The 25,639-nt window shown below is 62.9% G+C and carries 22 protein-coding genes and 3 pseudogenes; 19 read left to right on the top strand and 6 right to left on the bottom strand.

Annotation, left to right across the window (positions count from 1 at the left end; translation table 11 throughout):
- Nucleotides 1-41: 41 nt before the first annotated feature.
- Nucleotides 42-926 (top strand): LysR family transcriptional regulator, encoded by an 885-nt coding sequence (locus RGV33_RS12620; protein WP_322144502.1) that lies wholly within the window; start codon nucleotides 42-44, stop codon nucleotides 924-926.
- Here RGV33_RS12620 and RGV33_RS12625 read toward each other — a convergent pair.
- On the bottom strand, nucleotides 923-1,825 hold the full coding sequence (locus tag RGV33_RS12625; RefSeq protein WP_322144503.1) for a LysR family transcriptional regulator: 903 nt from the start codon (nucleotides 1,823-1,825) through the stop codon (nucleotides 923-925). The genes RGV33_RS12620 and RGV33_RS12625 overlap by 4 nt on opposite strands.
- A gap of 117 nt (nucleotides 1,826-1,942) precedes the next feature.
- Here RGV33_RS12625 and RGV33_RS12630 point away from each other — a divergent pair, with 117 nt between their 5' ends.
- The 3 genes from RGV33_RS12630 to RGV33_RS12640 are packed head-to-tail and all read left to right on the top strand — an operon-like array spanning nucleotide 1,943 to nucleotide 2,672.
- Entirely contained in the window at nucleotides 1,943-2,077 is a 135-nt protein-coding gene (locus RGV33_RS12630; RefSeq protein ID WP_322144504.1) for a hypothetical protein, read from the top strand.
- Nucleotides 2,074-2,457, top strand: coding sequence for a VOC family protein (locus RGV33_RS12635; RefSeq protein ID WP_322144505.1), 384 nt, complete (start codon nucleotides 2,074-2,076; stop codon nucleotides 2,455-2,457). Before RGV33_RS12630 ends, RGV33_RS12635 begins: the two co-directional genes overlap by 4 nt.
- Entirely contained in the window at nucleotides 2,454-2,672 is a 219-nt protein-coding gene (locus tag RGV33_RS12640) for a hypothetical protein (RefSeq protein ID WP_322144506.1), read from the top strand. The genes RGV33_RS12635 and RGV33_RS12640 overlap by 4 nt, the downstream gene beginning before the upstream one ends.
- On the opposite strand, the gene RGV33_RS12645 is transcribed toward RGV33_RS12640, so the two are convergent.
- On the bottom strand, nucleotides 2,669-3,874 hold the full coding sequence (locus tag RGV33_RS12645) for a DUF1835 domain-containing protein (protein WP_322144507.1): 1,206 nt from the start codon (nucleotides 3,872-3,874) through the stop codon (nucleotides 2,669-2,671). The genes RGV33_RS12640 and RGV33_RS12645 overlap by 4 nt on opposite strands.
- Nucleotides 3,875-4,067: 193 nt before the next feature.
- On the opposite strand from RGV33_RS12645, the gene RGV33_RS12650 reads away from it, so the two are divergent.
- The 3 genes from RGV33_RS12650 to RGV33_RS12660 all read left to right on the top strand — a co-directional run bounded on the left by RGV33_RS12650 (nucleotide 4,068) and on the right by RGV33_RS12660 (nucleotide 6,098).
- Nucleotides 4,068-4,532: a metallophosphoesterase family protein gene (locus RGV33_RS12650; protein WP_322144508.1), complete on the top strand. Its 465-nt coding sequence runs from the start codon at nucleotides 4,068-4,070 to the stop codon at nucleotides 4,530-4,532.
- 97 nt (nucleotides 4,533-4,629) lie between these two features.
- Nucleotides 4,630-5,307 carry an ABC transporter ATP-binding protein gene (locus RGV33_RS12655; RefSeq protein ID WP_322144509.1) on the top strand — a complete coding sequence of 226 codons (678 nt, stop codon included), beginning with the start codon at nucleotides 4,630-4,632 and terminating at the stop codon, nucleotides 5,305-5,307.
- The gene (locus tag RGV33_RS12660; RefSeq protein WP_322144510.1) at nucleotides 5,304-6,098 is read left to right on the top strand and encodes an ABC transporter permease; all 795 of its coding nucleotides are present in this window, start codon (nucleotides 5,304-5,306) and stop codon (nucleotides 6,096-6,098) included. Before RGV33_RS12655 ends, RGV33_RS12660 begins: the two co-directional genes overlap by 4 nt.
- A gap of 4 nt (nucleotides 6,099-6,102) precedes the next feature.
- On the opposite strand, the gene RGV33_RS12665 is transcribed toward RGV33_RS12660, so the two are convergent.
- Both RGV33_RS12665 and RGV33_RS12670 read right to left on the bottom strand, forming a co-directional pair.
- Nucleotides 6,103-7,155, bottom strand: a complete 1,053-nt coding sequence (locus RGV33_RS12665; RefSeq protein ID WP_322144511.1) for an L-idonate 5-dehydrogenase — start codon at nucleotides 7,153-7,155, stop codon at nucleotides 6,103-6,105.
- 13 nt (nucleotides 7,156-7,168) lie between these two features.
- On the bottom strand, nucleotides 7,169-7,942 hold the full coding sequence (locus RGV33_RS12670) for a glucose 1-dehydrogenase (protein WP_322144512.1): 774 nt from the start codon (nucleotides 7,940-7,942) through the stop codon (nucleotides 7,169-7,171).
- A 190-nt stretch (nucleotides 7,943-8,132) separates the two neighbouring features.
- Here RGV33_RS12670 and RGV33_RS12675 point away from each other — a divergent pair, with 190 nt between their 5' ends.
- The 5 genes and pseudogenes from RGV33_RS12675 to RGV33_RS12695 all read left to right on the top strand — a co-directional run bounded on the left by RGV33_RS12675 (nucleotide 8,133) and on the right by RGV33_RS12695 (nucleotide 12,580).
- The gene (locus RGV33_RS12675; RefSeq protein WP_322144513.1) at nucleotides 8,133-9,005 is read left to right on the top strand and encodes a LysR family transcriptional regulator; all 873 of its coding nucleotides are present in this window, start codon (nucleotides 8,133-8,135) and stop codon (nucleotides 9,003-9,005) included.
- A 125-nt stretch (nucleotides 9,006-9,130) separates the two neighbouring features.
- Nucleotides 9,131-9,752 (top strand): annotated as a pseudogene (locus RGV33_RS12680) (glutathione S-transferase family protein).
- A gap of 40 nt (nucleotides 9,753-9,792) precedes the next feature.
- Entirely contained in the window at nucleotides 9,793-10,713 is a 921-nt protein-coding gene (locus RGV33_RS12685; RefSeq protein ID WP_322144514.1) for a LysR family transcriptional regulator, read from the top strand.
- Nucleotides 10,713-11,612, top strand: coding sequence for a LysR family transcriptional regulator (locus RGV33_RS12690; protein ID WP_322144515.1), 900 nt, complete (start codon nucleotides 10,713-10,715; stop codon nucleotides 11,610-11,612). Before RGV33_RS12685 ends, RGV33_RS12690 begins: the two co-directional genes overlap by 1 nt.
- Before the next feature lie 2 nt (nucleotides 11,613-11,614).
- Nucleotides 11,615-12,580, top strand: a complete 966-nt coding sequence (locus RGV33_RS12695; protein WP_322144516.1) for a pyridoxamine 5'-phosphate oxidase family protein — start codon at nucleotides 11,615-11,617, stop codon at nucleotides 12,578-12,580.
- A 142-nt stretch (nucleotides 12,581-12,722) separates the two neighbouring features.
- Here the strand turns inward: RGV33_RS12695 and RGV33_RS12700 are convergent, their stop codons facing one another.
- Together RGV33_RS12700 and RGV33_RS12705 are read right to left on the bottom strand one after the other, a co-directional pair.
- Nucleotides 12,723-14,201 (bottom strand): efflux transporter outer membrane subunit, encoded by a 1,479-nt coding sequence (locus tag RGV33_RS12700; RefSeq protein ID WP_322148665.1) that lies wholly within the window; start codon nucleotides 14,199-14,201, stop codon nucleotides 12,723-12,725.
- Nucleotides 14,201-14,995, bottom strand: a complete 795-nt coding sequence (locus tag RGV33_RS12705; RefSeq protein WP_322144517.1) for a helix-turn-helix transcriptional regulator — start codon at nucleotides 14,993-14,995, stop codon at nucleotides 14,201-14,203. The genes RGV33_RS12700 and RGV33_RS12705 overlap by 1 nt, the downstream gene beginning before the upstream one ends.
- 486 nt (nucleotides 14,996-15,481) lie before the next feature.
- Between RGV33_RS12705 and RGV33_RS12710 the strand changes: the two are divergent.
- The 7 genes and pseudogenes from RGV33_RS12710 to RGV33_RS12740 form a co-directional block, all read left to right on the top strand.
- A pseudogene (locus tag RGV33_RS12710) lies at nucleotides 15,482-18,454 on the top strand (non-ribosomal peptide synthetase); the annotation flags it as partial.
- Nucleotides 18,452-21,353, top strand: a pseudogene (locus RGV33_RS12715) (non-ribosomal peptide synthetase); the annotation flags it as partial. The pseudogenes RGV33_RS12710 and RGV33_RS12715, both read left to right, overlap by 3 nt.
- 33 nt (nucleotides 21,354-21,386) lie before the next feature.
- Nucleotides 21,387-21,758, top strand: coding sequence for a phosphopantetheine-binding protein (locus tag RGV33_RS12720; protein WP_322148666.1), 372 nt, complete (start codon nucleotides 21,387-21,389; stop codon nucleotides 21,756-21,758).
- 131 nt (nucleotides 21,759-21,889) lie between these two features.
- On the top strand, nucleotides 21,890-22,912 hold the full coding sequence (tssA, locus tag RGV33_RS12725) for a type VI secretion system protein TssA (protein WP_322144518.1): 1,023 nt from the start codon (nucleotides 21,890-21,892) through the stop codon (nucleotides 22,910-22,912).
- A gap of 35 nt (nucleotides 22,913-22,947) precedes the next feature.
- A complete protein-coding gene (gene tssB, locus RGV33_RS12730; protein WP_322144519.1) occupies nucleotides 22,948-23,448 on the top strand; it encodes a type VI secretion system contractile sheath small subunit in 501 nt (166 codons plus the stop codon).
- An 80-nt stretch (nucleotides 23,449-23,528) separates the two neighbouring features.
- Nucleotides 23,529-25,028: a type VI secretion system contractile sheath large subunit gene (gene tssC / locus RGV33_RS12735; RefSeq protein ID WP_322144520.1), complete on the top strand. Its 1,500-nt coding sequence runs from the start codon at nucleotides 23,529-23,531 to the stop codon at nucleotides 25,026-25,028.
- Nucleotides 25,029-25,061: 33 nt separating this feature from the next.
- Nucleotides 25,062-25,544, top strand: a complete 483-nt coding sequence (locus RGV33_RS12740; protein WP_177090991.1) for a type VI secretion system tube protein Hcp — start codon at nucleotides 25,062-25,064, stop codon at nucleotides 25,542-25,544.
- Nucleotides 25,545-25,639 lie beyond the last annotated feature (95 nt).

The raw sequence follows: 25,639 nt of genomic DNA on the forward strand, positions 1-25,639 counted from the left end.
AAGTACATAAGCCTTGCATACGCTTAACCTATGGAAAAACCATGATCAATTTTCGTCTGATTCGTCACCTCTGGTTGTTCCTCGCGGTGGCTGAGGAGCAGAATTTCGGCCGCGCCGCCAAGCGCCTCGGCATGTCCCAGCCGCCCCTGAGCGAGCAGATCCAGGTGCTGGAACAGGCGCTCAAGGTCAAGCTGTTCGACCGCTCCCGGCGCGGGGCAAAACTCACGCCGGTGGGCGCGGCAATCCTGCCGGCGGTGCGCAAGTTCGCCGAGCAACTGGAGCGCCTGGAGCTTGCGGTGGAGGAAGCAGTGGCGGGGCAGTCGGGGATGCTGACCATTGGCGCGATCTCCACGGCGATGTTCGATGTGTTGCCCGGCCTGATCGAGCAACTGAAGCTCGATTACCCGCAGCTCACGGTATCGGTGCGCGAAATCGATAGTGTCGAGGCACTGCCGGCGCTGGAGGCCGGGGATATCGACCTCGCATTCGCGCGCCTGGACGGCGACCTGGGGGCTTCGGTGCAGTCACTTCCATTGACCGAGGATCGGCTGGTGGTAGCCTTGCCCGCGGATCATCCGTTGGCGAGCCGCACGCGCATCAGCCTGTCGAGCCTGGCCAACGAGCCGCTGGTGATGTTTTCGCGCAACGTCAGCCCGGTGTATTTCGACAACCTGATCGCCACTTGCCGCGCCAGCGGTTTTTCCCCACGGGTGCTGCATGAAGTGCGCTCGGTGGCCTCGCAGATTGCGTTTGTCAGCTATGGGCAGGGGATCGCGCTGGTGCCGGCGTCGCTGAAAAAACTGGCCCCGGCCAATGTGGTGTTTCGTGGGTTGAGCCAGAAACTTAACGTGGTGACCACGGCCATCGCCTGGAATACCCAGCGCGCCAACCCGGTGGTGGAGGCGGTGATTGCGCGGTTTCGCTAAGGGTTGCCCCGGCTCAGGTACGCGAACAGTTTCGCCGCTTCCGGCGCCAATTGCGCCTGGTTGCTGACCCCGACAAACAAGGTACGTTGCGCCCAGTCATCGTCCAGTTCGACTGCGATCAGCCGGCTGCCCAGCAGTTCGGCGCGCACCGATAACAGCGGCAGGATCCCAATGCCCAACCCGGCTTCGATCATCCGGCAGATCCCGTCGAAACTGCTGACCTGAATCCGTACCTTCAGCACCTTGCCGGCGCTTGCGGCGGCGTCGGTGATCCGGCGCAGCAGCGAGCTGCCCTGGTTCAGCGCCACGTAGTCAAAACCCAGGGTGTCGCTGAAAGAAACCCTACGTGCCGTAGCCAGCGCATGGCCCACCGGCACCAGTAACACCAGCCGGTCCTCGCGATACGGCAACGTGTACAGCCCCTGCGCCGGTACGTTGTCGGCAAAGATCCCGATATCGGCGCGGCCACTTTCCACCGCCTGGATGATCGGCTCGCTGAGGGCTTCTTCCAGGCCGATACGCACATGGGGGTTGTCCTGCAGGAACGCCGCCAGGTCGTCCGGCAGGAACTGCACCACCGCCGAGGTATTGGCGAACAGGCGCACGTGCCCGCGCACCCCAACCGCGTAGTCACTGGCGTCGCAGGCCATGCGGTTGACGCCTGCCAGGATGATTTTCGCGTGTTCGACCATGCCCTGGCCCGCCGCCGTCAACTCCAGCCCCCGTGGCAGGCGCACGAACAGCGGGCACTCGGTGGTGCGCTCCAGTTCGGCCAGGCGCTTGCTGGCGGTCGAGACCGTCATGTTGGCCTTTTCGGCGGCGCGGGTCAGGTTGGCGGTTTCGGCGGCAAAGATCAGCAAGCGCAGGGACAGCAGGTCGAAATGCAGGGGATTGATCATCAGGTGTGTCCGAGGGTTTCCAATTTGGAAAGGATAGTGGCGAAATTCGAAATTTTCATCCGTCCGGTTTATGTCGATTATCCATGGCGCACGCATTCAACAAGAACGGGAAACGTCATGGGCTTACCGTTGCAACGCCTTTTTTTGCACGAAGTCGCCACCCGCGACGGCTTCCAGAACGAAGCGCTGACCCTGCACTTTCACAACAGCCGCCGCATGGCACTGGCCAACACACTGGAGCTGCGCCCATGATCGACCATCTTGACCACCTCGTACTCACCACCATCGACCCCGTCGCCGCCGAGGATTTCTACGTGCGCGTGCTTGGCATGCAGGTACAGACCTTCGCTGGCGGGCGCAAGGCGTTTGCCTTCGGCCAACAGAAAATCAACCTGCACGTACGCGGCCACGAATTCGAGCCCAAGGCCCATTTACCCGTGCCGGGGGCGCTGGACCTGTGCTTTATCGCCTCGATTCCACTGGATCAGGTGATTGCCCACTTGGCCAAGGTCGAGTGGCCGATCATCGAAGGACCGGTACTGCGCACCGGCGCCACCGGGCCGATCCGCTCGGTGTACGTGCGCGACCCTGACCTCAACCTGATCGAGATTTCCGAGCAGGTGCAGCCATGAACGTGGTGTTCCTCGACAGCGACAGCCTGCCTCTGAACATTCCCGTCCCGGCCGGGGTTAGCGCAAAGCCTCAAGCGCATCGGTCGGGTTGGCTTCAAGTCAATTTCATCGCCCAGGCGTTGGATATTCCACTGGATGGGAAGGGGCACTGGACGAAGAAAAACTCGCCGCAGAGCTGCGTAACGGTTGCGCCAGGGCAGCAGAGCCGCTTTTAGCCGCGCCAGACGGGAACCAGCGCCTCGTCAATCATCCAGTGCGGTTGGCCAGGCCGGATGCAGGTGCCGCCGATCCAGCGTTCCTGGGTGGCGTGGTCCGGCCAGTAAGCCTTGCCCTCCAGAACCTGGCGGCCAAGCGCGGTCAATGCCAGCGGGCGTTGCGGCCATGGCAGTTGAACCTCCGACTCGAACAGCAGCGCAGGGGCGCCATCGATCAGCGGCCGCATCAGGGCATGAAACATCATGTCCCCCAGATAGGGCAGCGGTTCACGTTTGCCCATCAATTCGGCAAACACCCGGCCAAACGGAATCGGGCCCGCTTCACCCACGTACTGCAAGGACAAGCGTTCGGTCAGTGACAAGCCGTCCCGAACCCCCGGCAATTCCTGCAACTGCCGGCGCAGCGCCGGGGCCAGGAAGGGCAGGGAGGTGTGGCTGCCCCGGGCCAGTTCCGCCAGCTTCACTGGTGAACGGTCGCAATACGCCAGCCAGGCTTGCCGCGCCAGGCCCAGCATGTCGGCATCGACTCGCCGGCGCTGGGGCCACAACCAGGCCAGCACTTCGGGGGCCAGTTGGCCAATCCCGATAAAGCGTTGCACGCCGGGGATACGGTCAACCTCGATCAGCTCAAGCCGTTCAGGTACATGATCGAGCCCCGCCAGCGCACGCATCAGGAACAACTGATCGTAAGCATCCGCCTCGCACCACAACACGCTGTGGCCGGCGCGGCCCAGTTGTTCAAGATGTGCGTATTCGTCGGCATGCCGGCGCGCCACCTCCTGCTCGTCCATTGCAAAAGCCTGGCTGATATAGCGGCTGCGATCGGCTTCGTATTGAGCGGCGGGCAAATCCTGGACCGGCCCCATGCACAACGGATCAATCAGCATTCGAAAGCGGCCCTTGAACCCCGCGATGCCCAGGCTGTGGGCAATATCGTTGCCGCAGCGCCAGTGGGTGGTACGGGCCTCATCGCTCGCCTCGAAACCCGGGTGGCGCGCGGCGAAGTCCACAGCGTCGACGTGCGCCTTGAGCTTGGGCCAGCTCGGGAAGCCCAGTTCCCTGGCGATCTGCCATTGAGCATCGGATAAAGTCGGGGCTGCGGCGGCGCCGGCGCTTTTGAGGCGCAGCAAAAGCTCCTTGGCACGCTTGCGTTGCTGCTCAAGGTTGATACGGCCGTTAGAGGACGATAAGGCTTGGGACATACGATCTCCTTGCACAAACCTTGTCCGCTTTAAGGTTGGGAGTCGTAGAAATGTGATATTCAGTCAAGGTCTTGGGCGCAGCCCTTTCCGCGGATGGTGGCGTAGATGGCGCCAAGCGGGAAATATAGGCAGTGCAATGGTTGATTGCAAGCCGCCCGGCGCAGGACGCCGGTGCATGGCACAGGAGACGTTCATGAAAGTTGGTGTGATTTCCGATACCCACGGCTTGCTCCGCGCCGAGGCCCTGGCGGCCCTGGAAGGGTGCGAGCAAATTGTTCACGCCGGGGATATCGGAAGCCCGGAAATCCTCGAACTGTTGGCCTCGATTGCGCCGTTACACGTAGTGCGCGGCAATAACGACCTCGACGCCGCGTGGGCAGAACACCTGGCGGATCGGCTGGAGTTCGACCTGAATGGCTGGCGGGCGCTGTTGGTGCATGACATCGCCGATGTGCCGCAGGCGCTTGATCCGGGCATCCGGTTAGTGATCACCGGCCACTCTCACAAACCGTTGATTGAATGGCGTGGCGATCGGTTGTTTCTCAACCCGGGCAGTGCAGGGCGCCGGCGCTTCAAGTTGCCGGTGACACTGGCGCTGCTTGACGTGCGCGAGCACGCGATCAAGCCACGCGTGGTGTCACTCGAGCCCAAGCACTGAGCAACCCTTGTGGGGGGGGAGCAAGCTCACTCGCCACAAGGGCGGTATGTTCTGCCTCAGCATTGTGTCTAAACCAGGAACAAGGATCATCAAGTCCATGAGTGTGTTGATCGAAACCCGGGCGCTCACGCGTATGGACGAGCGCCGCCAGCTGCAATTGCTGCAACCTACGAACTTCCAGCTGCACCACGCCGACCGCATTTCCATCACCGGTTCATCCGGCTCCGGCAAAAGCGTATTTCTTCGGGCACTCGCCTTGCTCGACGCGCCCACTTCAGGGGAAATCCTCTGGCAGGGGCAACCCATCGCCAACGCGCAAATCCCGCACTATCGCAGCCGCATCAGCTACCTCTCCCAACGCCCGGCGCTGATCGAGGGCACCGTGGAAGACAACCTGCGCTTTCCCTACAGCCTCAAGGCCCTGCACCACCTGGGTTTCGACCCGGATGCGGTCAAGGCGCTGCTGGCCCACGCGGGAAAGGCGCCGGGCTTCCTGGCAAAAAATGCCGGCGATTTATCCGGCGGCGAGTCCCAGGTGGTGTCACTGATCCGCACCCTGCAACTCAACCCCGATGTGCTGTTGCTGGACGAACCCACCGCCGCCCTCGATCCGGACTCGTCTCGGGAAGTTGAGGCGCTGATCAACGCCTGGGCAGAGGCGGATAATGACCACGCCTATATTTGGGTGTCCCATGACCCGGGCCAGGCGCAACGCATGAGCACCACCCGCCTGCACATGGACGCCGGCATGCTGACAGGCGCCGAGCAGCCATGAATTATCACGACCTCACAGCACTGGACATGGCCATCGCCGCCTCGTTGATCCTGATCAACGGCGCGTTGTCGTTGTTGTTGCGCCTGGGCCTGGAGCGCCAGCTGTTCTGGGCCGCGGTGCGTACGGTGGTGCAGTTGTTGGCGATCGGTTACCTGCTGGGCTGGGTCTTCGAGTTCGCCTACTGGTACGTGGTGTTGCCGCTGATGTGCCTGATGACCCTGATCGCCGGCCTCTCGGCAGCCGGGCGCGGCAAGCGTACTTACGCCGGCCAGCGCGCCGACAGTATCGTGTCGGTGTGGGGCAGTTCGTGGCTGGTGACGGCTATCGGCTTGTTCGCGATCATCCGGATTCACCCGTGGTACGAGCCGCAGTATGCGATACCAATCCTTGGGATGATTCTCGGCAATACGCTCACGGGCGTGTCCCTGGGCATTGAGCGCATGACCCAGGAACTGACCTCGGGGCGTAACACCATCGAAATGGTCCTGGCCCTGGGCGGTTCACGGTGGGAGGCGGCGCAGGATGCGATTCGCCAAGCGGTGCGGGCCGGGATGATCCCGACCCTGAACCAGATGACGGTGGTGGGCATTGTCAGCCTGCCGGGCATGATGACCGGCCAGGTGTTGGCGGGAGAGAGCCCGGTGGACGCGGTGCGTTACCAGATCGTGATCATGTTTTTGATCGCTGCATCGTCGGCGCTGGGCACGGTAGGCGCGGTGCTGCTCACCTACCGGCGGTTGTTTTCCCCGGGGCATCGGTTCCTGCGCTACCGGCTTGAGGAGCGCACCTGAAGGCCTACGGCATGTCCAGCACGCCAAAATCCAGCAACACCTTCATTGCCTGGCTTTTGTCCGCCGCCAGCTCAAAGGCTTGTACCGCCTCGCAAAATGGCACGGTGTGGGAGATCACCGGGCGTACATCAATCACCTGGCGGTTGAGCAAATCCACCGCCTGGGCGAATTCCGAATGAAAACGGAAAGTGCCCCGCAGGTCGATCTCGCGGCTCACCAGCATGTTCAGCGGCAGCGAGACTTCGCCACCCAGGCCGACCGTCACCAGCACGCTGCGCGGGGCCATGCATTCCAGGCCATTGCGCAAGGCCTGGGCGCTGCCGGAGACTTCGAACATCACGTCGAAGTAGCCTTTTTCGGCGGTGTAGCGCTTTAACGCGTCGGCGTCTTGCGCCAGGTTGTGGGTGCGGCTGGCGCCCATTTTCGCGGCGCAGGCCAAGGGGCCGGCGGCCAGGTCCACGGCAACGATTTCGCCCGCGCCTGCTGCGCGCAGGCTGCCGATCAACAGGTTGCCGATGGGCCCGCAGCCGGTCACCAGAACCCGCTTGCCGAAGACCGCCCCGGCGCGCTGGATGGCATGCAAGCCTACGGACAACGGTTCGGCCATCGCACCTTCGGCAAGGCTGACATGGTCGGCCAGCAGGTGCGCCTGATGCGTCTCGATCACCAGGGTCTGTTGAAACGCACCTTGTATGTGAGGGAAGGGCATCGCACTCCCGTAAAAACGCATGTTCAGGCAGTGGTTGGGCAGCCCTTGATGGCAATAACGGCAGCCCCCGCAAGGCCGCGACGGCGAGACCGACAAACGTTGGCCCACCTTGAACGAAGCGTCTTCACGACCCACTGCCTCGATCACCGCCGACACCTCATGGCCCAGCACCATCGGCTCGCGCAGGCGCACGGTGCCGAAGCCGCCGTGCTGGTAGTAATGCAGGTCCGAGCCGCAAATGCCGCCCCGGGCAATGCGCACCCGCAACTGGTCGGGGGCGAGTGCCCGGGGTGCGGTTTGCGGTTCTACCCGCAGGTCTTTCGAGGCATGGCAAACAATCGCGTGCATGAAGTTCTCCGGGTTACAGCGAGGCGGTGATGCCACCGTCCACGTACAGGATATGACCGTTGACGAAACTCGCCGCGTCGCTGGCAAGGAATACCGCCGCCCCGGCCAGTTCGGCGACGTCGCCCCAGCGCCGGCTCGGTGTGCGTTGCACCAGCCAGTCGCTGAATTCGGGGTTGGCCACCAGGTTGGCGTTCAGTTCGGTCTTGAAATAGCCGGGGCCGATGCCATTGACCGTCAGCCCGTGGGGGCCCCAATCGATGGCCATGCCTTTGGTGAGCATCTTCAGCGCGCCTTTGCTGGCGGCATACGGCGCTATGCCCGGGCGCCCCAGTTCGCTTTGCACCGAGCAGATATTGATGATGCGCCCACGCTTGCGCGGGATCATCGCCCGGGCCACAGCCTGGCCAACGAGGAACGCGCTGTCGAGGTTGGTGCTCATCAACTCGCGCCAGTGGGTTTCGCTGTAGTCCTCCAGGGGCCCGCGCCGTTGCATGCCGGCGTTGTTGACGAGGATGTCCAGGGGGCCCAGGTGCTTTTCGATGTCTGCCACGGCGGCCAGCACCGCGGCGCCGTCGGTGACGTCGAAGGCCTGGGTGTGCACCTCAAGACCCTCCGCCGCCAGCAGTGCGGCGCTGTCACGCAAGGTGCTGCGGTTGCGCCCATTGAGTACCACCCGTGCGCCGGCCTGGGCCAGGCCACGGGCGATGGCCAGGCCAATGCCGGCGCTGGAGCCGGTGACCAGGGCCAGGCGGCCATCCAGGCGGAAGGTGTCTAAAACGCTGTGCATGGAGTGATCTCCCGGGGCAGGGACAGGTGATCAACACTATTAATCCGAGTACGGCACACCGTCCACATTGTTATAGGTCAAACCCTGTCATATCGTGTATGACGGGCCTTAGTTCAACGTAGCACGGGTTCAGCGTCCAATTTTCATTTGTGATTGGGTGATCAAAAACCATGATAACCGGAGCCTGCTGATGGAACTCAAGCACCTGCGTGCGTTTGTTGTGCTCGCCCAGGAACTGCATTTTGGCCGGGCGGCCGCGCAGTTGTCGATCGTGCAGCCGGCGTTGAGCATGCAAATTAAACTGCTCGAAGGTGGCCTGGGTGTGCGCCTGCTCGACCGCAACCGGCACTCGGTAACGCTGACACCCGCCGGGCGGGTGTTTCTGCCCGAAGCCCAAGCCACCCTGCACCAGGCAGCCCGCGCCGCCGATGCCGCCCGCGCGTCGAACCGTGGGGAGATCGGCCGGGTACGCCTGGGTTTTGTCTCCTCGGTGCTGCCGGAATTGCTGCCGGGGTTGATTCGCGCGGTGCATCAACGCTACCCGCGCCTTGAACTGGAGCTCAAGGACATGCCCGGCCCGGATCAGGCGGCAGCGCTAAAAAACGGCCAGCTGGATTTTGGCCTGATGCGCTTGCCGGCGGCCTATCCCGGCATACAGACCCTGCAGGTGTTGCAGGAAAGCTTTGTGGTCGCCTTGCCCGGCGATCATCCGTTGGCGGCACAGGAAATCCTTCAGCCGGCCGACTTGCTCAAGGTGCCCGTATTCATCCTGGCCCGGCGTTATGCCCCGGGCTTCTACGACGAGTTCGTCCAGGCCATGGGGGTGCCCCTGGAAATCGCCTCCGAGCTCGGCGAATTCACCACCATGCTGGCGCTGGTCTCTGCCGGCCTGGGCGTCGGGGTATTGCCGTTGCAGGCGGCCCGGGCGCTGCCGGCCAATTGCGTGTCCAGGCACCTGGCGTTGGGCGCGTTCCGGGCCAGGACCGGCCTGGCCTGGCGCGAACTCGACAGCCCGGTGAAAACCACCCTGTTCAACCTGATTGGCGAGTTGTTCGGCGAGTGATTGTTTCATCTGCTGAAATGCTGGATTGTAAAACCTGGTTATTCTGCTGCGTGCCGTAGCGGTGGAAGATAAGTCTCATCGACCCGATCACCGGGACGAAACCCCGGCACACCGCGGAGCCCGTCATGATCAAATTGTACCGTTACCCCTTGTCTGGCCATTCCCATCGGGTGGAATTGATGCTGTCGCTGCTGGGCGTGCCTGCAGAACTGGTGCTGGTCGACCTCAAGCAAGGCGCCCACAAAACCCCCGAATTCCTCGCCACCCTCAACCACTTCGGCCAGGTGCCCGGTGATTGATGACAACGGCGTGGTGCTGGCAGATTCCAATGCGATCCTGGTGTACCTCGCCGGTAAGTATGGCAACACCCAGTGGCTGCCGACCGAGCCTGTGGCCCAGGCCCGTGTGCAGCGTTGGCTTTCGGCCGCGGCGGGGCCGCTGCATGCCGGGCCGGCGGCCGCGCGATTGGTCACCGTGTTCGGCGCTGCGCTGGACGCCGAGGCAGCCATCAGCCGGTCTTATGGGTTGCTTCATGTGCTGGAGCAACAGGTGGGGCACAGCCGCTTTCTTGCCGGTGACGTGCCGTCGATTGCCGATATCGCGCACTACACCTACATCGCCCATGCCCCGGAAGGTAACGTCTCGCTGAACGACTACCCGCAGGTTCGTGCCTGGCTGGGCCGCATCGAGGCGCTACCGGGATTTGTCGGCATGCAACGCACCGCCGTGGGTTTGGCCCAGGCCTGATGTTTTTTGTGGCGTACTACATTCGATAAAAAGGGCTGTAATGGACCGTTTCCAGGAAATGCAGGTGTTCCTTGCCGTCGCCGAAGAACAGGGCTTTGCCGCTGCGGCCCGGCGCCTGAAAACCTCGCCGCCCAGCGTAACCCGTGCGATTGCCGCGATGGAGGCGCGTATCGGCACGCAGTTGCTCTCGCGCACCACCCGCAGCCTGCACCTGAGCGAGGCCGGGCAGCGTTACCTGGACGATTGCCGACGCATCCTGGCAGAGCTGACGGAAGCCGAAGAGGCGGCGGCGGGCAGTTTCTCGGTCCCGTGGGGGCAACTGACGGTCACCGCGCCGGTGTTGTTCGGCGAACTGTTCGTGGCGCCGATCCTGGGGGATTACCTGGACCTGTTTGCCCAGGTCAACATCAACGCCTTGCTGGTGGATCGCGTGGTCAACATGACCGACGAAGGTGTCGACGTGGCCGTGCGTATCGGGCACTTGCAGGACGCCGGCCAGCAAGCGATCAAGGTCGGCGAGGTGCGCCGGGTGGTCTGCGCCGCGCCGGCGTACCTTGAGCGGCATGGCCGGCCACTGCACCCCGGGCAACTGCGCGAGGCCAGGATTGTCACCTCGTCCTCCAGCCAGTTGGTCAGCGAATGGCAATTCATCGAAGCCGGCCAGCCCTTGAACGTGGCGGTTGAGCCACGCCTGGTGGTCACCGCCAACAATGCGGCAATCAACCTGGCGCGCCTTGGCTGGGGCATCACGCGGGTGTTGTCTTACCAGGTTGCCAGCGATGTGCGTGCCGGCGCACTGGAAATCATCCTGCAAGACTTCGAGCCGCCGGCACTGCCGATTCATGTGGTATTCCAGAACAGCGCCCGGGTACCGGCGAAGGTCAACACCTTCGTCGACTTTTTAGTCACTCGGCTCGGGCAGGATGCAGCGCTCAACCCGTCGATGCCGCGGCCGGCCTGATGGACCGCTATCGCGACATGCAGATTTTCCAGGGCCTGTCCGGCCAGCCGAGCCTGGCAGCGGCTGCCCGTTACCTGGGCGTCTCGGGGCCCACAGTGATGCGTGCGGTTGCCAGGCTGGAGGCGCGCTTGGGGGTGTCATTGATACAGCGCAACACTCAGGGTTTTCGCCTCACCGAAACCGGGGCGAGGTTCATGGTGGACTGCTCGCGGATCCTCGACGACGTGGGCGCCGCCGAAGCGTCTGTCAAGGGTGCACATGTGCAGACCGAAGGCAATCTGCGGGTATTTTTCCCGCTTCTGTTCAGCCGTTATGTGATGGCGCCCCTGTTGGCTGAATACCTGGAGCGCTACCCCGGGGTGCGGGTGTTTGCCCATTACCACGACCATTATCCGAACCTGAACGAAGACGGCCTGGATGTGGCAATCCTGGAGGGAGCACTGCCGGGTTCATCCCTGATTGCCCGGCCTGTGGGCCATGTGCGCAACATCGTGTGTGCCAGCCCCGGGTACCTGGAAACCCATGGCGAACCGCTGCAGCCTGAGGCACTCAAGCAGCATCGGCTGGTCGCCAGCCAGGCGTCCGCAGGTTGGGCACAGTGGGATTTCCAGGGTTCCAGCATCAGGGCATGGGTGCGCCTCGGGAGCACCACCGTACAGGGCGCAATCAATGCGGCGGTGCAGGGGGCGGGGTTGGTCCGGTGCTTGAGTTACCCGGTGCACGAGCACTTGGCGAGCGGCCAGTTGCGCCGCGTATTGCAGGCCTATGAACCGTCGCCGCTGCCGGTGCATGTGGTGTACCGCGAGGGGCGCAACGCGTCGACGCGGGTGCGCAGTTTTGTCGATTTCAGCGTGGCGGCATTGCGTGAACATCCGGCGTTTCATCCACTGAGGGCTTGAGCATGAATCACCAGGACGCATCCCCTGCCTCGCCATGGCATGCCGGCGAGCGGCAATTGCAGCAAAGCGCCGGCGTGGCCGAGCGCATGCAGGTGATCGGCGCCAAGGTCATACGGGATCATTTGCCGGAGCAGCATCGGGCGTTTTATGAGCTGTTGCCCTATCTGGTGGTGGGGGCCGTGGATGACCTGGGGCTTCCCTGGGCCACGCTGCTGGAGGGCGCGCCGGGGTTTGCCTACTCACCGGATCCTTACCGTTTGCGCATCGACAGCCTGCCTGCCGTGGGAGACCCGGCCGGCGCCGGTTTACAAAAAGGCGCAGCGGTGGGGCTGTTGGGGATTGACCTGAATACGCGGCGGCGCAACCGCATGAACGGGGTTGTCGGCGCGGTGGGCATTGATGGTTTTGCGGTGCAGGTGGTGCATACCTTTGGCAATTGCCCCAAGTACATTCAGCTGCGCACGGTGGAACCGGGTGCCCAGGGACAGCGCCCAGCCAAGCCGGCAGTGCAGCGCGCGACTTCGCTTGATGACGCAACCCGGGCGGTGATCCGCACTGCCGATACATTTTTCGTCGCCAGTTACGTGGACCTGGAGGGCGATGCGGCCAAGCGCTCGGTGGACGTTTCGCACCGGGGTGGCAACACCGGGTTTATTCGGGTGGACGGTGATGTGCTGACGATTCCGGACTTCACCGGCAACTCGTTTTTCAACACCTTGGGCAATTTGCAGGTCAACCCTGTTGCGGGGTTGTTGTTTGTGGATTTTGCTTCAGGGGATGTTCTGCAGGTTGTCGGGCGGGCCGAGGTGATTCTGGGTGGACCTGAGTTGGCGGGGTTTCAGGGCGCGGAGCGGTTGTGGCGGGTGACGGTGGAACATGTGGTTCGGCGGGATGCGGCGTTGGCATTGCGTTGGCAGTTTGACGGATTTTCTCCTTATAGTTTGGCGATGGGGCCTTGGCGGGGTTAGGGGGCATCTGCGTTGTTTGTTGCAAACGCGGCAAAAGTAACCAAACGGCTCTTGCCCAGCACTCGGCGCCTTGCTTGGGCTCGATGTGGCCGGGCGCAGGCATTACGGAGCGGGCCGCCTGGAATCAACAGCAAGCCAGCGCCTACAGCCTTTGCCCTGGCTTCTGCCACTCAAGCGCGGGGTGGGAACGCCGAGCCGCCGTTACCTGAATAATGGATATGCCCTGCGTCCCAACAATATCTACCCCCCAACCCCCACCCAATGCCGTATACAAATTCACCTGCGCTACCAACTGCGCCAAGCGATCCACAATCAACGCCTGCTGTGAATTGAACAGCGAGCGCTGCGCGTCCAGAAACACCAGGTTACTGTCCACCCCACTGCGATAGCGGTGCTGTGCCAGGTCGTAATACTTCTGGTTGGCCTGCACAAAGTCCCGCTGCGCCGCCAACTGCTCGTTATAAGTCTGGCGCGCCGCCAGCCCGTTGGAAACCTCCTGAAACGCCGTCTGGATCGATTTCTCATACTGCGCAACAAAGATGTTCTTTTGAATCTTCGCGTAATCCAGGCTGGCCCGCAGGCTACCGGCATTGAAAATCGGCAGGTTGATTTGCGGCTGAAACACCCAGCTCCCCGAGCCACCCTGGAACAGCCCCGACAGATCGCTGCTGGATGTGCCCGCATTGGCCGTCAGCGTCACCGAAGGAAAAAACGCTGCACGCGCCGCGCCGATGTTGGCATTGGCTGCCTTGAGTTGAAATTCGGCCTGGATTATGTCGGGCCGGCGTTGCAGCAGGTCTGACGGCAACCCGGCGGGCATGCGGGCTACCAGGTCGTCGGCCAGCGGGCGCGCCGGCAGTGAATCCGGCACCGGGCCACCTACCAGCAAGGCCAGGCTGTTCTGGTCCTGCGCCACTTGTCGCTGGTAGCGGGCGATGCTTGCACGGGTGCTTTCGACGCTGGTCTGGGCCTGGATCACATCGATCGACGTTGCCTTGCCGGCGGTTTTGCTGCGCGAGGTCAGGCGCAGGCTGTGCTCGTCCGAGGCCAGGGTTTGCCGGGCCAAAGCCAGCAACTCCTGGTCGGCGCGCCAGGTCAGGTACGCGTTGGCAACGTTGGCCACCAGGCTCAGTTGCGCACTGCGCCGGGCTTCTTCGGTGGCCAGGTATTGCAGCATCGCCTGGTCACTGAGGCTGCGCACCCGGCCAAAAAAATCCAGTTCATAGGCGCTTACGCCCAGTGTCGCCGAATAGGTGGAGGTGATCGCGGACTCGCCGGTACCGCTGACGCGCCGAGGGACTTTCTGGCGGTTGCCGGCACCCGTGGCAGACACCGCCGGGAACAGGTCTGCGCGCTGGATGCGGTATTGCGCCTGGAAGGCCTCGACGTTCAGCGCCGCCACCCGCAGGTCGCGGTTGTTGACCAAGGCCTGGCCAATCAACTGGCGCATCACCGGGTCCGGGAACAGCTGTTGCCAGTCGGGAACTGCCGCCGAGGGTGGCACCCGGTCTGCGTTATACACCGGGTATTGCGCAGGCGTGGGCGCTGGGGGCCGTTGGTAGTCCGGAATCAGCGAGCACCCGCCAAGCACACACACCACGCCGAGCATCAGTTTCTTCATCACGCGCCAACCATCCATTTGGCCAGTCCATGGCGGCCACTGACACCCAGTTTGGCGGCGGCACGCTTGAGGTAAGTCTCGATCGAGCTGTTCTTCACACTGAGCTTCAAGGCGATCTGCGGCACGGTGCCGCCGGTCAGTAACTCCAGGCAAACCTCCTGTTCCCGCGCAGACAAGGTGATGTCACTGAGTGACAGGCGTTTGTAAAATTCGCGCTGCAATTGCGATTGCTCCAACAGGGTTTTGCAGGGCGGCGGTTCAACGAGTGGGGTTTGTCGATTGATCTGCGCGTGACGCTCGATCAAGGGCAACAGGGTTTCCGACAGGCGCTTGAGGAAGGACAACTCGGCCAGGGAAAATGCCCGCTGCGTGTGGGGCCGATAGAACGAGATGACACAGCGCCGATTGGCCTGGCGCGAGACCAGGTTGCACTGGTGGGAAGTGCCACGGGTGTGGGGGCTGTTGGCCTTGGCATTCATCTGGATCAACAGCGGGTCGTTCATGCCAAGCATCTTTTTCAGCAGCGGGTGATCATCGCGATGATGCAGCGTGCCTGGCGGTGGCAAATCGCGCTTCAGGCCGGCACTGCCCAGTAGGGTGATATCCAGTACACAGGCCTGGTGTTCGTCGAGGCTCCATTCACTGAGGTCTACCAGGTGCACCGCAATCAGCTTGTCGACCAGGTGCAGCATGTTCGCTGCAAAGTGTTCTGTGCCCGTGCTTGAAATCAACTCCCCCAACTCGAAATAAAAATGTGGGCTTTCCATATTTCGAATACTGCTGGTCAGACTCATAGCCATCTCATCCTTGATGTCGAAAACCGTCGTCGGTTACCCCGTGCATGTACAGGCCTGCGGTTCTCCTTGAACCTGGGTCGGTGCTCGATACGTCATTTAGCCACGGGGATTTGTCCTACGTATGTAGCGGAAACGAGGGACACAACGTGCCATAAAAACCACGTCACTAATTCGTCATTACTGACAGGGAAATAAGATGCAGCTGCACGCCTAGAGCGCTTTAGTGCTTATTAACTAGTTGATACATAAGACTATTAAAATTTTTCACGAAAATATTCGGCCGCCAAGCAACGGCCAGCTATAGCCAATTTCCTACATTCATTTAATCGTTTCAGCAATGCACCGTCAGCCAACCCTGGCACGGTTCCCGGCTGTCCGGGTTTCGGGTGACAGACGAGTAAGGGGCGCGATGCTTAAATCCGCTTGATTTCGCCTCAATGGGGCGTTGTGCGCCTTATCGACACCTCACATGAGAAGGATCTTATGAAGTTTTTCCCCCTGACCGCCGCACAGCGTGATATCTGGCTGGACCAACTGCGCCTGGGTGACTCGCCGCTGTACAACATCGGCGGCTATGTCGACCTCACAGGCCCCGTGAATCCTGCATTGATCCAGCGCGCCATAGAGCAACTGGTGGCCAAGCACGACGCGTTGCGCACGGTGTTGCAGGTGCAGGCCGATGGCTTGCCCCGGCAGGCGTTCGCCGAGGTTGTGGAGGTGTCGGTACCGCAACATGATGTCTGCGGCTCACCCGATCCCCACCTCGCAGCCCAGGCCTTGATGCAGGATCGGATGGCCCAGGCCTATTCGATGGGCGGTGAACCGTTGTTTCGCTTCTTCCTGGTCAAGCTTGATGACCAGCATTACCGCCTTGGCACCCAGGCCCACCACCTGATCCTCGATGGTTGGGGCTTTGGCCAGATGCTGCAATCGCTGGCCGGCATCTACAGCGCCCTCGAACAGGGCCGGCAACCGGACCTTTCAGCGCCGTCCTATGTCGACTTCATTGACAGTGATGAACGCTACCGCGAGTCGGCCCGTTATGCGCGTGACCGCAGCTACTGGCTGGCCAAATACCAGGCCTTGCCCGAACCCCTGTTGACACCGCGTTACCATGCCAGGGGCCAGGCGCCGAGCAATACCCTGGTGCAGCCATTTCCGGCCGAGCTGCTCAACCGCATGGAGCGCATGGCCAACCGTTACCAGGCGTCGGCCTTCCATGCGTTATTGGCCGCGATGTACGTGTATTTCACGCGCACCGGCCAGCGCCAGGAGTGGGTCGTCGGGCTGCCGATCCTTAACCGTTCCAACGCCCGTTTTCGCTCGACCCTGGGGCTGTTTACCCAGGTGAGTGCAGTGCGCTTGCAGTTCGGCAGCGACACCTCCTTTGGCGCCCTGGTACGCGGTGTGCGCGACCAGCTCAAGCAGGATTTCCGGCACCAGCGTTTCCCGCTGAGCGAGATGAATCGCGAATTGGGCGTACTGCGTGCGGACCGTGCCCAGCTCTTTGACCTGTCGGTGTCCTACGAGCAGGATGACCATGAGTTTCGCTACGGCCAGGCATCAGCCCGGGCGATCAAGGTCTCCAACCACCATGAACCGTTGCCGATCGCGATCCACTTGCGCAGCAACCGCTACCACCACACCGCGTGCCTGCATTGCGTGTACAACGAGGCGTATTTCCAGCCACACGAAGTGCAGGCGCTGGCTGGGCGGTTGGTGTATTTGCTGGAGCAGGGGCTGGAAAACCCGGCGTTGACGGTGGTGGACTTTTCGTTGGTGACGCCCGCAGAAACCGCGCAGCTGCAATGCTGGAACAGCACCGCCCAGGCGTACCCGGCGGCGCAGACCCTGCATGCGCGGGTGGAAGCCCAGGCCGCTTTGGCCCCGGGTGCAATCGCCGCGGTGTACAAGGGCCAGACACTGACGTATGGCGAGTTGAACCAGCGCGCCAATGCCCTGGCGCAACAGTTGTGTGGGCTGGGGGTAAGGCCTGACAACCGCGTTGCGATTGTTGCCCGGCGAAGCCTGGAGACCCTGGTGGGGTTGCTGGGAATTCTCAAGTCCGGTGCCTGTTATGTGCCGGTTGACCCGGCCCATCCCGCCGAACGCCTGGCCTATCTGCTCGATGACAGCGCGCCGGTGGCCGTCCTCACACAGTCCGATTTACGGGGGCGCCTGCCGGTGCTGAGTGTACCGGTGATCAACCTGGATCAAGCCACTGCACAATTGGCGCACAACCCAGGGGTGGCTGTCACCCCGGCCAACCTCGCCTACGTGATTTATACCTCGGGCTCCACCGGGCTGCCCAAGGGCGTGATGGTCGAGCACCACACCGTGGCCAATCTGGTGGGCTGGCACTGCCAGGCCTTCGACCTGCACCAGGGTAGCCACACCGCCAGCGTTGCCGGGTTTGGCTTTGATGCCATGGCCTGGGAAGTCTGGCCGGCACTGTGCGTGGGCGCCACCCTGCACCTGGCACCGGCCCATGACGGCGCCGAAGACATTGACGCACTGCTGGCGTGGTGGTGCACGCAACCTCTGGACGTGTGCTTCCTACCCACGCCTGTGGCCGAGTACGCCTTCAGCCAGGGCATCGAGCACCCGACCCTGCGTACCTTGCTGATTGGCGGTGACCGCCTGCGCCAGTTCAACAAGGCGCGCGGTTTTACGGTGATCAACAACTACGGCCCCACCGAAGCCACGGTGGTTGCCACCTCGGGCCGGGTGGAGGTGGGTCAGGCGTTGCACATTGGCAAGCCCATCGCCAATGCCACGGTCTACCTGTTGGATGAACAGCAGCGACCGGTGCCCATCGGTGTCGCGGGTGAGGTGTACATCGGCGGCAATGGCGTGGCGCGAGGCTATCTGAATCGCCCGGAAATGACCGCCGAGCGCTTCCTCGATGACCCTTTCAACCCCGGCCGCATGTACCGCACCGGTGACCTGGCGCGCTGGCTGCCGGATGGCAACCTCGACTACCTGGGGCGCAATGACGACCAGGTAAAAATCCGTGGCGTGCGTATCGAACTGGGCGAAATCGAAGCGGCCCTGGCCGATTATGAGGGCCTCACTGAAGCCGTGGTGCAGGTGCGGGACGGGCAACTGCTGGCCTGGTTCACCGAGCATGCCCCGGTGGCCATCGGGCTGATCCGTGCCCATCTGCAAGCGCGTTTGCCGGACTACATGCTGCCGCTGGCCTACGTAAAGCTGGCGGCGTTGCCCCTGACTGCCAACGGTAAGCTCGACCGCAAGGCCTTGCCCGCACCGGGTGCCGATGCATTCATAAGCCGGGCTTACCAGGCCCCGCAAGGCGCCACGGAAACCGCCCTGGCGCAGATCTGGGCCGAGGTGCTGCAGGTCGAGCGGGTGGGGCGCCACGATCATTTCTTCGAATTGGGCGGCCATTCGCTGCTGGCCGTCCAACTGGTGCAGCGCATGCGCCAGGCCGGGATGCCGGCGGATGTGCAGGTGTTGTTCGGCCAGCCGACGTTGGCCGCGCTGGCGGCAGCGGTGGGCAAGGGCGTTGAGGTTGATGTGCCGGCCAACCGGGTTCCCGTGGGTTGCACGCGCATTACCCCGGACCTGCTGGTACTGGCCAGGCTGGACCAAGCCACGATTGAAAGCATCGTCGCAGGCATCCCCGGTGGGGCCGCCAATGTGCAGGAGATTTACCCGTTGGCGCCGTTGCAGGAAGGCCTGCTGTATCACCACATCACCGATAAGCGCGATCCCTACCAGCAACACGCAATGTTCAGCTTTGCCTGCCGCGAACAGTTGGATGCATTTGCCCAGGCGCTGCAACAGGTGATCGACCGCCATGACATCTTGCGCACCAGCCTGGCGTGGGATGCCATTGAGCAGCCGATGCAAGTGGTATGGCGCGAGGCGCGCCTGCCTGTGGAGCTGGTGAGCCTTGAGGGGGCCCAGTCGTCGACAAACTGCGCGAGCGCCAGCGCCCGCTGGATTTGCGCAGGGCCCCACTGATGGCCCTGGATTATGCCGAAGACCCGCTGAACCGCCGTTGGGTGGGTATGCTGCGTTTGCATCATCTGGTTAACGATGCCACATCAACCCAGGTGTTGATGGCGCAAATCCAGGCGCATCTGCGTGGCCAGCAACAACAACTTGCGGCGTCGGTGCCCTATCGCAACATGGTTGCCCAGGCTCTTTCACCTATACGCCAGGCCGGGCACGAAGGGTTCTTTCGGGCGCGACTGGCGGATGTCGACGAGCCGACCCTGGCCTTCGGCTTGCAGGAACGCCAGGCGGAACGCCACGCGACCGAGGAAGCCCACCTGCAACTTCCCGACGCCCTCGGCCAACGCCTGCGTGAGCAGGCTCGCGTGCTGGGCGTCACGGCTGCAAGCCTGTTTCACCTGGCGTGGGCCCAGGTGCTGGGACGCGTGTCCGGCCGTGACGACGTGGTGTTCGGCACCGTATTGCTGGGACGGTTGCAGGCGGGCGAGGGCGCAGACCGTGCCCTGGGCATGTTCATCAATACCTTGCCGCTGCGGGTGCGCCTGGCCGGGTTGACGGTGAGCGAGGCGATCAAGGACACCCAGCAGCAACTCAGCGCCTTGCTCGCCCATGAGCAAGCGTCGCTGGCGTTGGCCCAGCGTTGCGCCGGCGTTACGCCGCTGTTCAACAGCCTGCTGAATTACCGGCATGTCTCGGCCGAGGAACTCCAGGAACTGCTGCCCGGCATTGAGTTGCTCAACAGTGAAGACATCCTCAGTTACCCGCTGATGTTGACGGTGGATGACCTGGCCAGCGGTTTCCGGCTCAAGGCCAAGGCGCCTCGCAAGGTCGGCGCCCGGCGCCTGCTGGAGTACCTCGGCACGGTGCTGGCAGGATTGACCGAGGCGCCGCAAGCGTCGCTGTTCGATGTGCAGGTGCTGCCTGCGGCCGAGCTTCAGCAGCAGTGGGTGGATTTCAACGCCACCGAAACCCAATACCCCGAGAACCTGGCCGTCCACGCCCTGTTCGAAGCCCACGCCCGGCACACGCCCCACGCCGTGGCGGTGCAGGCCGGTGAGCAACAGTTGACGTATCGCCAGCTCAACGAACGCGCCAACCGCCTGGCCTATCACCTGCGCGAGCGAGGAGTGCAGCCGGACTCTCGGGTGGCGCTGTGTGTGGAGCGCGGGCTGGACCTGGTGGTGGGGTTGTTGGCGATTCTCAAGGCTGGCGGCGCGTATGTGCCGCTGGACCCGGGCTACCCCCGCGAGCGCCTGGCCTACATGCTGCAAGACAGCGCGCCGGTGGCGTTGCTGGTGCAGGGCGCCACCCGTGACCTGGTGGGAGGCGTGTCGATACCGGTGATCGACTTCGACCATTGTTCCTGGCATCAGGCCCCCGAGGGCAACCCTCTGGTACCGGGCCTGGGTGCCCGCAACCTGGCCTACGTGATGTACACCTCCGGCTCCACCGGCGTGCCCAAGGGTGTGATGATTGAACATCGCGGCCTGGCCAATTTGATGCACTGGGGCTCGCAGCTATGCCCGAATGCCGGGGGTGGCGCTTTGCTGCAACGGGCGCCGTTCAGTTTTGACGGTTCGATATGGGAACTGTTTTGGCCGCTGGCCAGCGGAATGCGCCTGGTCCTCGCGCGCCCCGACGGGCACCGGGAGCCGGCGTACCTGGCGCAGGTGATTCGCGAGCAGCAGATCAGCGTGATCAAGTTTGTGCCGGCGATGTTGCAGCAGTTTCTCGACCTGGAAGAGTCCGCCCGGTGCACCAGCCTGACCGACGTGTTATGTGGGGGGGCGAACTGTCCGAAGCCCTGGCACGTGGGGTCCAGGCACGCTTGCCCAAGGTGCGCTTGCACAACGTCTACGGCCCCACCGAGGCCACGGTAGACAGCAGCGCCTGGACCCTGGAACCGGGCGCACCAGTGCCGGCCGTGCAGCTGCCGATTGGCCGGGCGATCAGCAATACCCGGCTGTATGTGCTGGATGAGCATGACCGCACGGTACCGCTGGGTGTCAGTGGGCAGCTGCATATCGGCGGGGTCGGCGTGGCGCGCGGGTACCTGGGGTTGGCACAGATGACGGCCGAACGGTTTATCGACAGCCCGTTTGTCGCGGGAGACCGGCTGTATCGCACCGGCGACCTGGTGCGTTACCTGCCCGACGGGAACCTGGAGTTTCTTGGGCGTAATGACTTCCAGGTCAAGTTGCGAGGCGTACGGCTGGAGCTTGGAGAGGTGGAGGCGCGGTTGGCCAGGCACCCGGCGTTGCGCGAGGTTGCGGTATTGATTCGGGATGAGCGGCTGGTGGCTTATTTCACGGCCCGCGATGGGGTGCCGGGGCTGGAGGCGCTGCGCGCGCATATGCTGGAGGCATTGCCTGAATACATGGTGCCTGCGGCGTTTGTGCACATCGACATGTGGCCACTTAACCCGGCCGGCAAGCTGGACCGCAAGGCCTTACCGGAGCCTGGGGCAGAGGCGGTGGTAAGCCGTGCCTATGAGCCGCCTCGGGGCGAGGTGGAAACATTGATCGCCGGGGTATGGGCCCAGGTGCTGAAGCTGGAAAGGGTAGGGCGCCAGGATCACTTTTTTGAACTGGGCGGCCATTCATTGCTGGCGGTGGGGGTGGTGGCGCGCATGCGCAAGGCGGGGCTGGAGGTGGATGCGCGGATGTTGTTCAGCCAGCCCACCCTGGCCGGGTTGGCGGGGCTGGTCGGGCACGCGGTGGCGCGGGTGGAGGTGCCTCTGGCGGCGATTCCGCAGTTAGGGCACCGGCGCAGGATTTAAGGCTTTCACCCTTGTACCTGTCCGTTACTGCCGTAACGGACAGGCCTGCGCGGATTATTTTCAAACCCCAAGGAATAAACCCAGGCCCTCGCCTGTTCTATCCCCAGAACATCTTCAACGAGGGCAGTACGATGGACCTCTCCACCCAAGCGCAACCGCTGGATTTCAGCGCGCTGGCCCAACCCCTGGGCGACATCGAGCCTTGTGGCGAGAACGTCGAGTACGACCCCGACTTCCTCCAGCTGGAAGAAGAAGCCCTGGGCAAGCCCGAGGTCCAATACGGCGACACCATCACCCAGGCCGTCGTGCCCAACTGGAAGCGGGTAATGTCCCTGGCATTGCCGCTGATGCAACGCAGCCGCGACCTGCGCCTGGCCACCTGGCTGACCCGTGCCCAACTCAACCTCAATGGCATCCACGGCCTCAATGCCGGCCTCGGCCTGATCGAAGCCCTGCTGGTTAAATGCTGGGGCGGCCTGCACCCGCAACTCGACCCGGACGACGACCACGACCCGCTGCTGCGCATCAATATCCTCGCCACCCTGTGCGAACCCACCGGCCTGTTGCGCGAGCTGCAGGACATGCCCCTGGTGGGCGCCCGCAGTGTCGGCCAGTTCAGCCTGCGTGACCTCGACCTGGCCAGCGGCGAGCAGGGCAGCACTGACGCCCTGGCGATGATCGACGGCGCCTTTGCCGACGCCGATCCGCAAACCCTGCGCCACACCGAAGCGGCCCTCACCGAAGCCTTGCAGCGCAGCCAGCACATCGAACAATCCCTCACCGAACACGTCGGCGTTGGCCGCGCCATCGACCTCGGCGGCCTGGCGACCTTGCTGCGTCGCCAGGCCGACACTGTGCGTCGGCGCCTGCCAGAAAACCCGTCTGTCGCGACCCACATCGACGCCGGCCCGGCACCGGCCGCAGCCCTGCAGGCCATGGGGGGCGAGATCAGCAGCCGCGAGGACGCGCGTCAGGCCATCGACCGCCTGTGCACCTATTTCAACACCCACGAACCCGCCAGCCCCGTGCCGTTCCTGCTGCAGCGGGCAAAGAAACTGATCGACAAAAACTTCATGGAATTGCTGCAAGACCTCGCCCCCGATGGTCTGGCACAACTGGCGCTGGTCAGCGGTATTCGCCCCGGCAACGACTGACCGTCCCCAATCAACCCTCACACTGGAGCTATCCCGTGGCCAAAGAAAGCAGTCAGAAATTCATCGCTCGCAACCGCGCCCCGCGGGTCCAGATCGAGTACGACGTGGAAATCTACGGGGCGGAAAAAACCGTGCAGTTGCCCTTCGTGATGGGCGTGTTTTCCGACCTCTCCGGCAAACCTGCCGAGCCGTTGCCGCCTGTCGCCGAACGCAAGTTCCTGGAGGTCGACATCGACAACTTCGACGAACGCCTCAAGTCGATGAAGCCGCGCGTTGCGTTCCAGGTGCCCAACACCCTGACCGGTGAAGGCAACCTGCCGGTGGAGATCACCTTCGAAAACATGGACGACTTCACCCCGGCCGCCATCGCCCGCAAGGTGCCGAGCCTCAACCAGTTGCTGACCGCCCGCAGCCAGTTGTCGAACCTGCTGACCTACATGGACGGCAAGGTTGGCGCTGAAGAGTTGATGGCCAGGCTGCTGGGCGATCCGGCCGTGATGCAAGCATTGAGCAGTGCGCCCAAACAACCCGAGTAACTGATTTTCCCGCTGACTCTGCCGGCGTCCTGATTGCCCCGGCATGGGGACGCTTGTACCCAATTTTCAAGGATACCGTCATGTCCACTACACAATCGGAACAGTCCGGACTGCCGCAAGGCGCCACTCAGTTTGATGCCGGCGACTTCGCCAGCCTCCTGCAAAAAGAGTTCAAACCCAAGACCGACAAGGCCAAGGAAGCAGTGGAAACCGCCGTGCGTACCCTGGCTGAACAGGCGCTGCAAGGCACACACCTGCTCTCCAATGACGTGCTGGGCACCATCGAAGGTCTGATCGCCGCCCTGGACCAGAAGCTCACCGAGCAGATCAATCACATCCTCCATCACGAGGAGTTCCAGGGCGTGGAAAGTGCCTGGCGCGGCCTGCATTACCTGGTGAATAACACCGAGACCGACGAGTCGCTGAAGATTCGGGTGATGAATATTTCCAAGAACGAAGTGCACAAGACCCTGCGCAAGTTCAAGGGCGTGGCCTGGGACCAGAGCCCGATCTTCAAGAAGCTCTACGAAGAGGAATACGGGCAGTTCGGCGGTGAGCCCTATGGCGCGTTTGTGGCCGACTACTACTTCAACAACAGTGCGCCGGATGTGGAACTGCTGACCCAGATGGCCCGGGTCAGCGCTGCCGCCCACTGCCCGTTGATCACCGCCGCCGACCCCAGCGTGATGCTGATGGAGTCCTGGCAGGAACTGGCCAACCCGCGCGACCTGACCAAGATCTTCCAGACCCCCGAGCACGCCGCCTGGCGCGGCTTCCGGGCCAGTGAAGATTCGCGCTACGTGGGCCTGGCGATGCCGCGCTTCCTGTCCCGTGCCCCGTACGGCGCCAAGACCAATCCGGTGGAAGACTTCGATTTTGAAGAAACCACCGACACCGTCGGCAGCAAGGATTTCACCTGGGCCAACGCGGCCTACGCCATGGCGGTAAACATCAACCGCTCGTTCAAGCACTACGGCTGGTGCTCGCAGATTCGCGGCATCGAATCCGGCGGTGCGGTGGAAGGCTTGCCCGTGCACACCTTCCCGACGGATGACGGCGGCGTCGATATGACTTGCCCAACCGAAATCGCCATCAGCGACCGCCGTGAAGCAGAGCTGGCAAAAAACGGTTTCATGCCCCTGGTGCACAAGAAAAACAGCGACCTGGCGGCGTTCATTGGCGCCCAGTCGATGCACAAGCCTGCCGAATACGACGACCCGGACGCCACCGCTAACGCCAACCTGGCCGCGCGCCTGCCGTACCTGTTTGCCACTTGCCGTTTCGCTCATTACTTGAAGTGCATCGTGCGCGACAAGATCGGCTCGTTCAAAGAGCGCGAAGACATGCAGGTGTGGCTCAACAACTGGATCGGCCGCTACGTGGAACACAACCCGGCTACGGCCACCGATGCCGACAAGGCCCGCAAACCCCTGGCCGGCGCCGAAGTGGTGGTGGAGGAGATCGAAGGCAACCCGGGTTACTACGGCGCCAAGTTCTTCCTGCGCCCGCACTACCAGCTCGAAGGCCTGACCGTGTCGCTGCGCCTGGTCTCCAAACTGCCGTCGACCAAAGCTTCCTGATAACGCTTTCCTACCCAAACCAAGGTACTGAACATGATCCTGCTCAACTTCAAAGGCAAACAAATCAAAGGCACGTCCACCGTCGATGCGCACAAGGACTGGATCACCATCGACGCGATCCAGATGGGCGTCGGCCGGGCGATTTCCACCAGCGGTGGCGGCGCCGACCGTGACACCAGCAACCCCTCGTTCTCGGAAATTTCCCTGACCAAGGCCACCGACCTGGCCTCGGCCGACCTGTTCATGGAAGCGGTGTGCGGCAAAAGCCTGGGGGATGCCGAAATCCACTTCATCCAGACCGGCGGCCCGGACAAGAAGCAACAGGTGTTCCTCAAGATCATCCTGGGCAAAGCCATCATCAGCTCCTACTCGGCCAGCAGTAACGGCGAGCGCCCGAGCGAAACCATCTCCATCAACTTCACCACCATCAGCTACGAGTACGACTCCTTCACCGGCGACACCGTGATCACCGGCACGCCGAAGAAGTGGGACCTGGAAGCCAACGCAAAAATCTAAGGCTGGCACAGAACCTGTGGGAGCAGGCAAGCCAGCTCCCACACAGGTTGCGTCCGGCTCAAGGAAGTTTTTATGACCCCGATTCAAGGCCAACC

It is taken from the genome of Pseudomonas sp. Bout1 (assembly GCF_034314165.1).
Lineage (GTDB): Bacteria > Pseudomonadota > Gammaproteobacteria > Pseudomonadales > Pseudomonadaceae > Aquipseudomonas.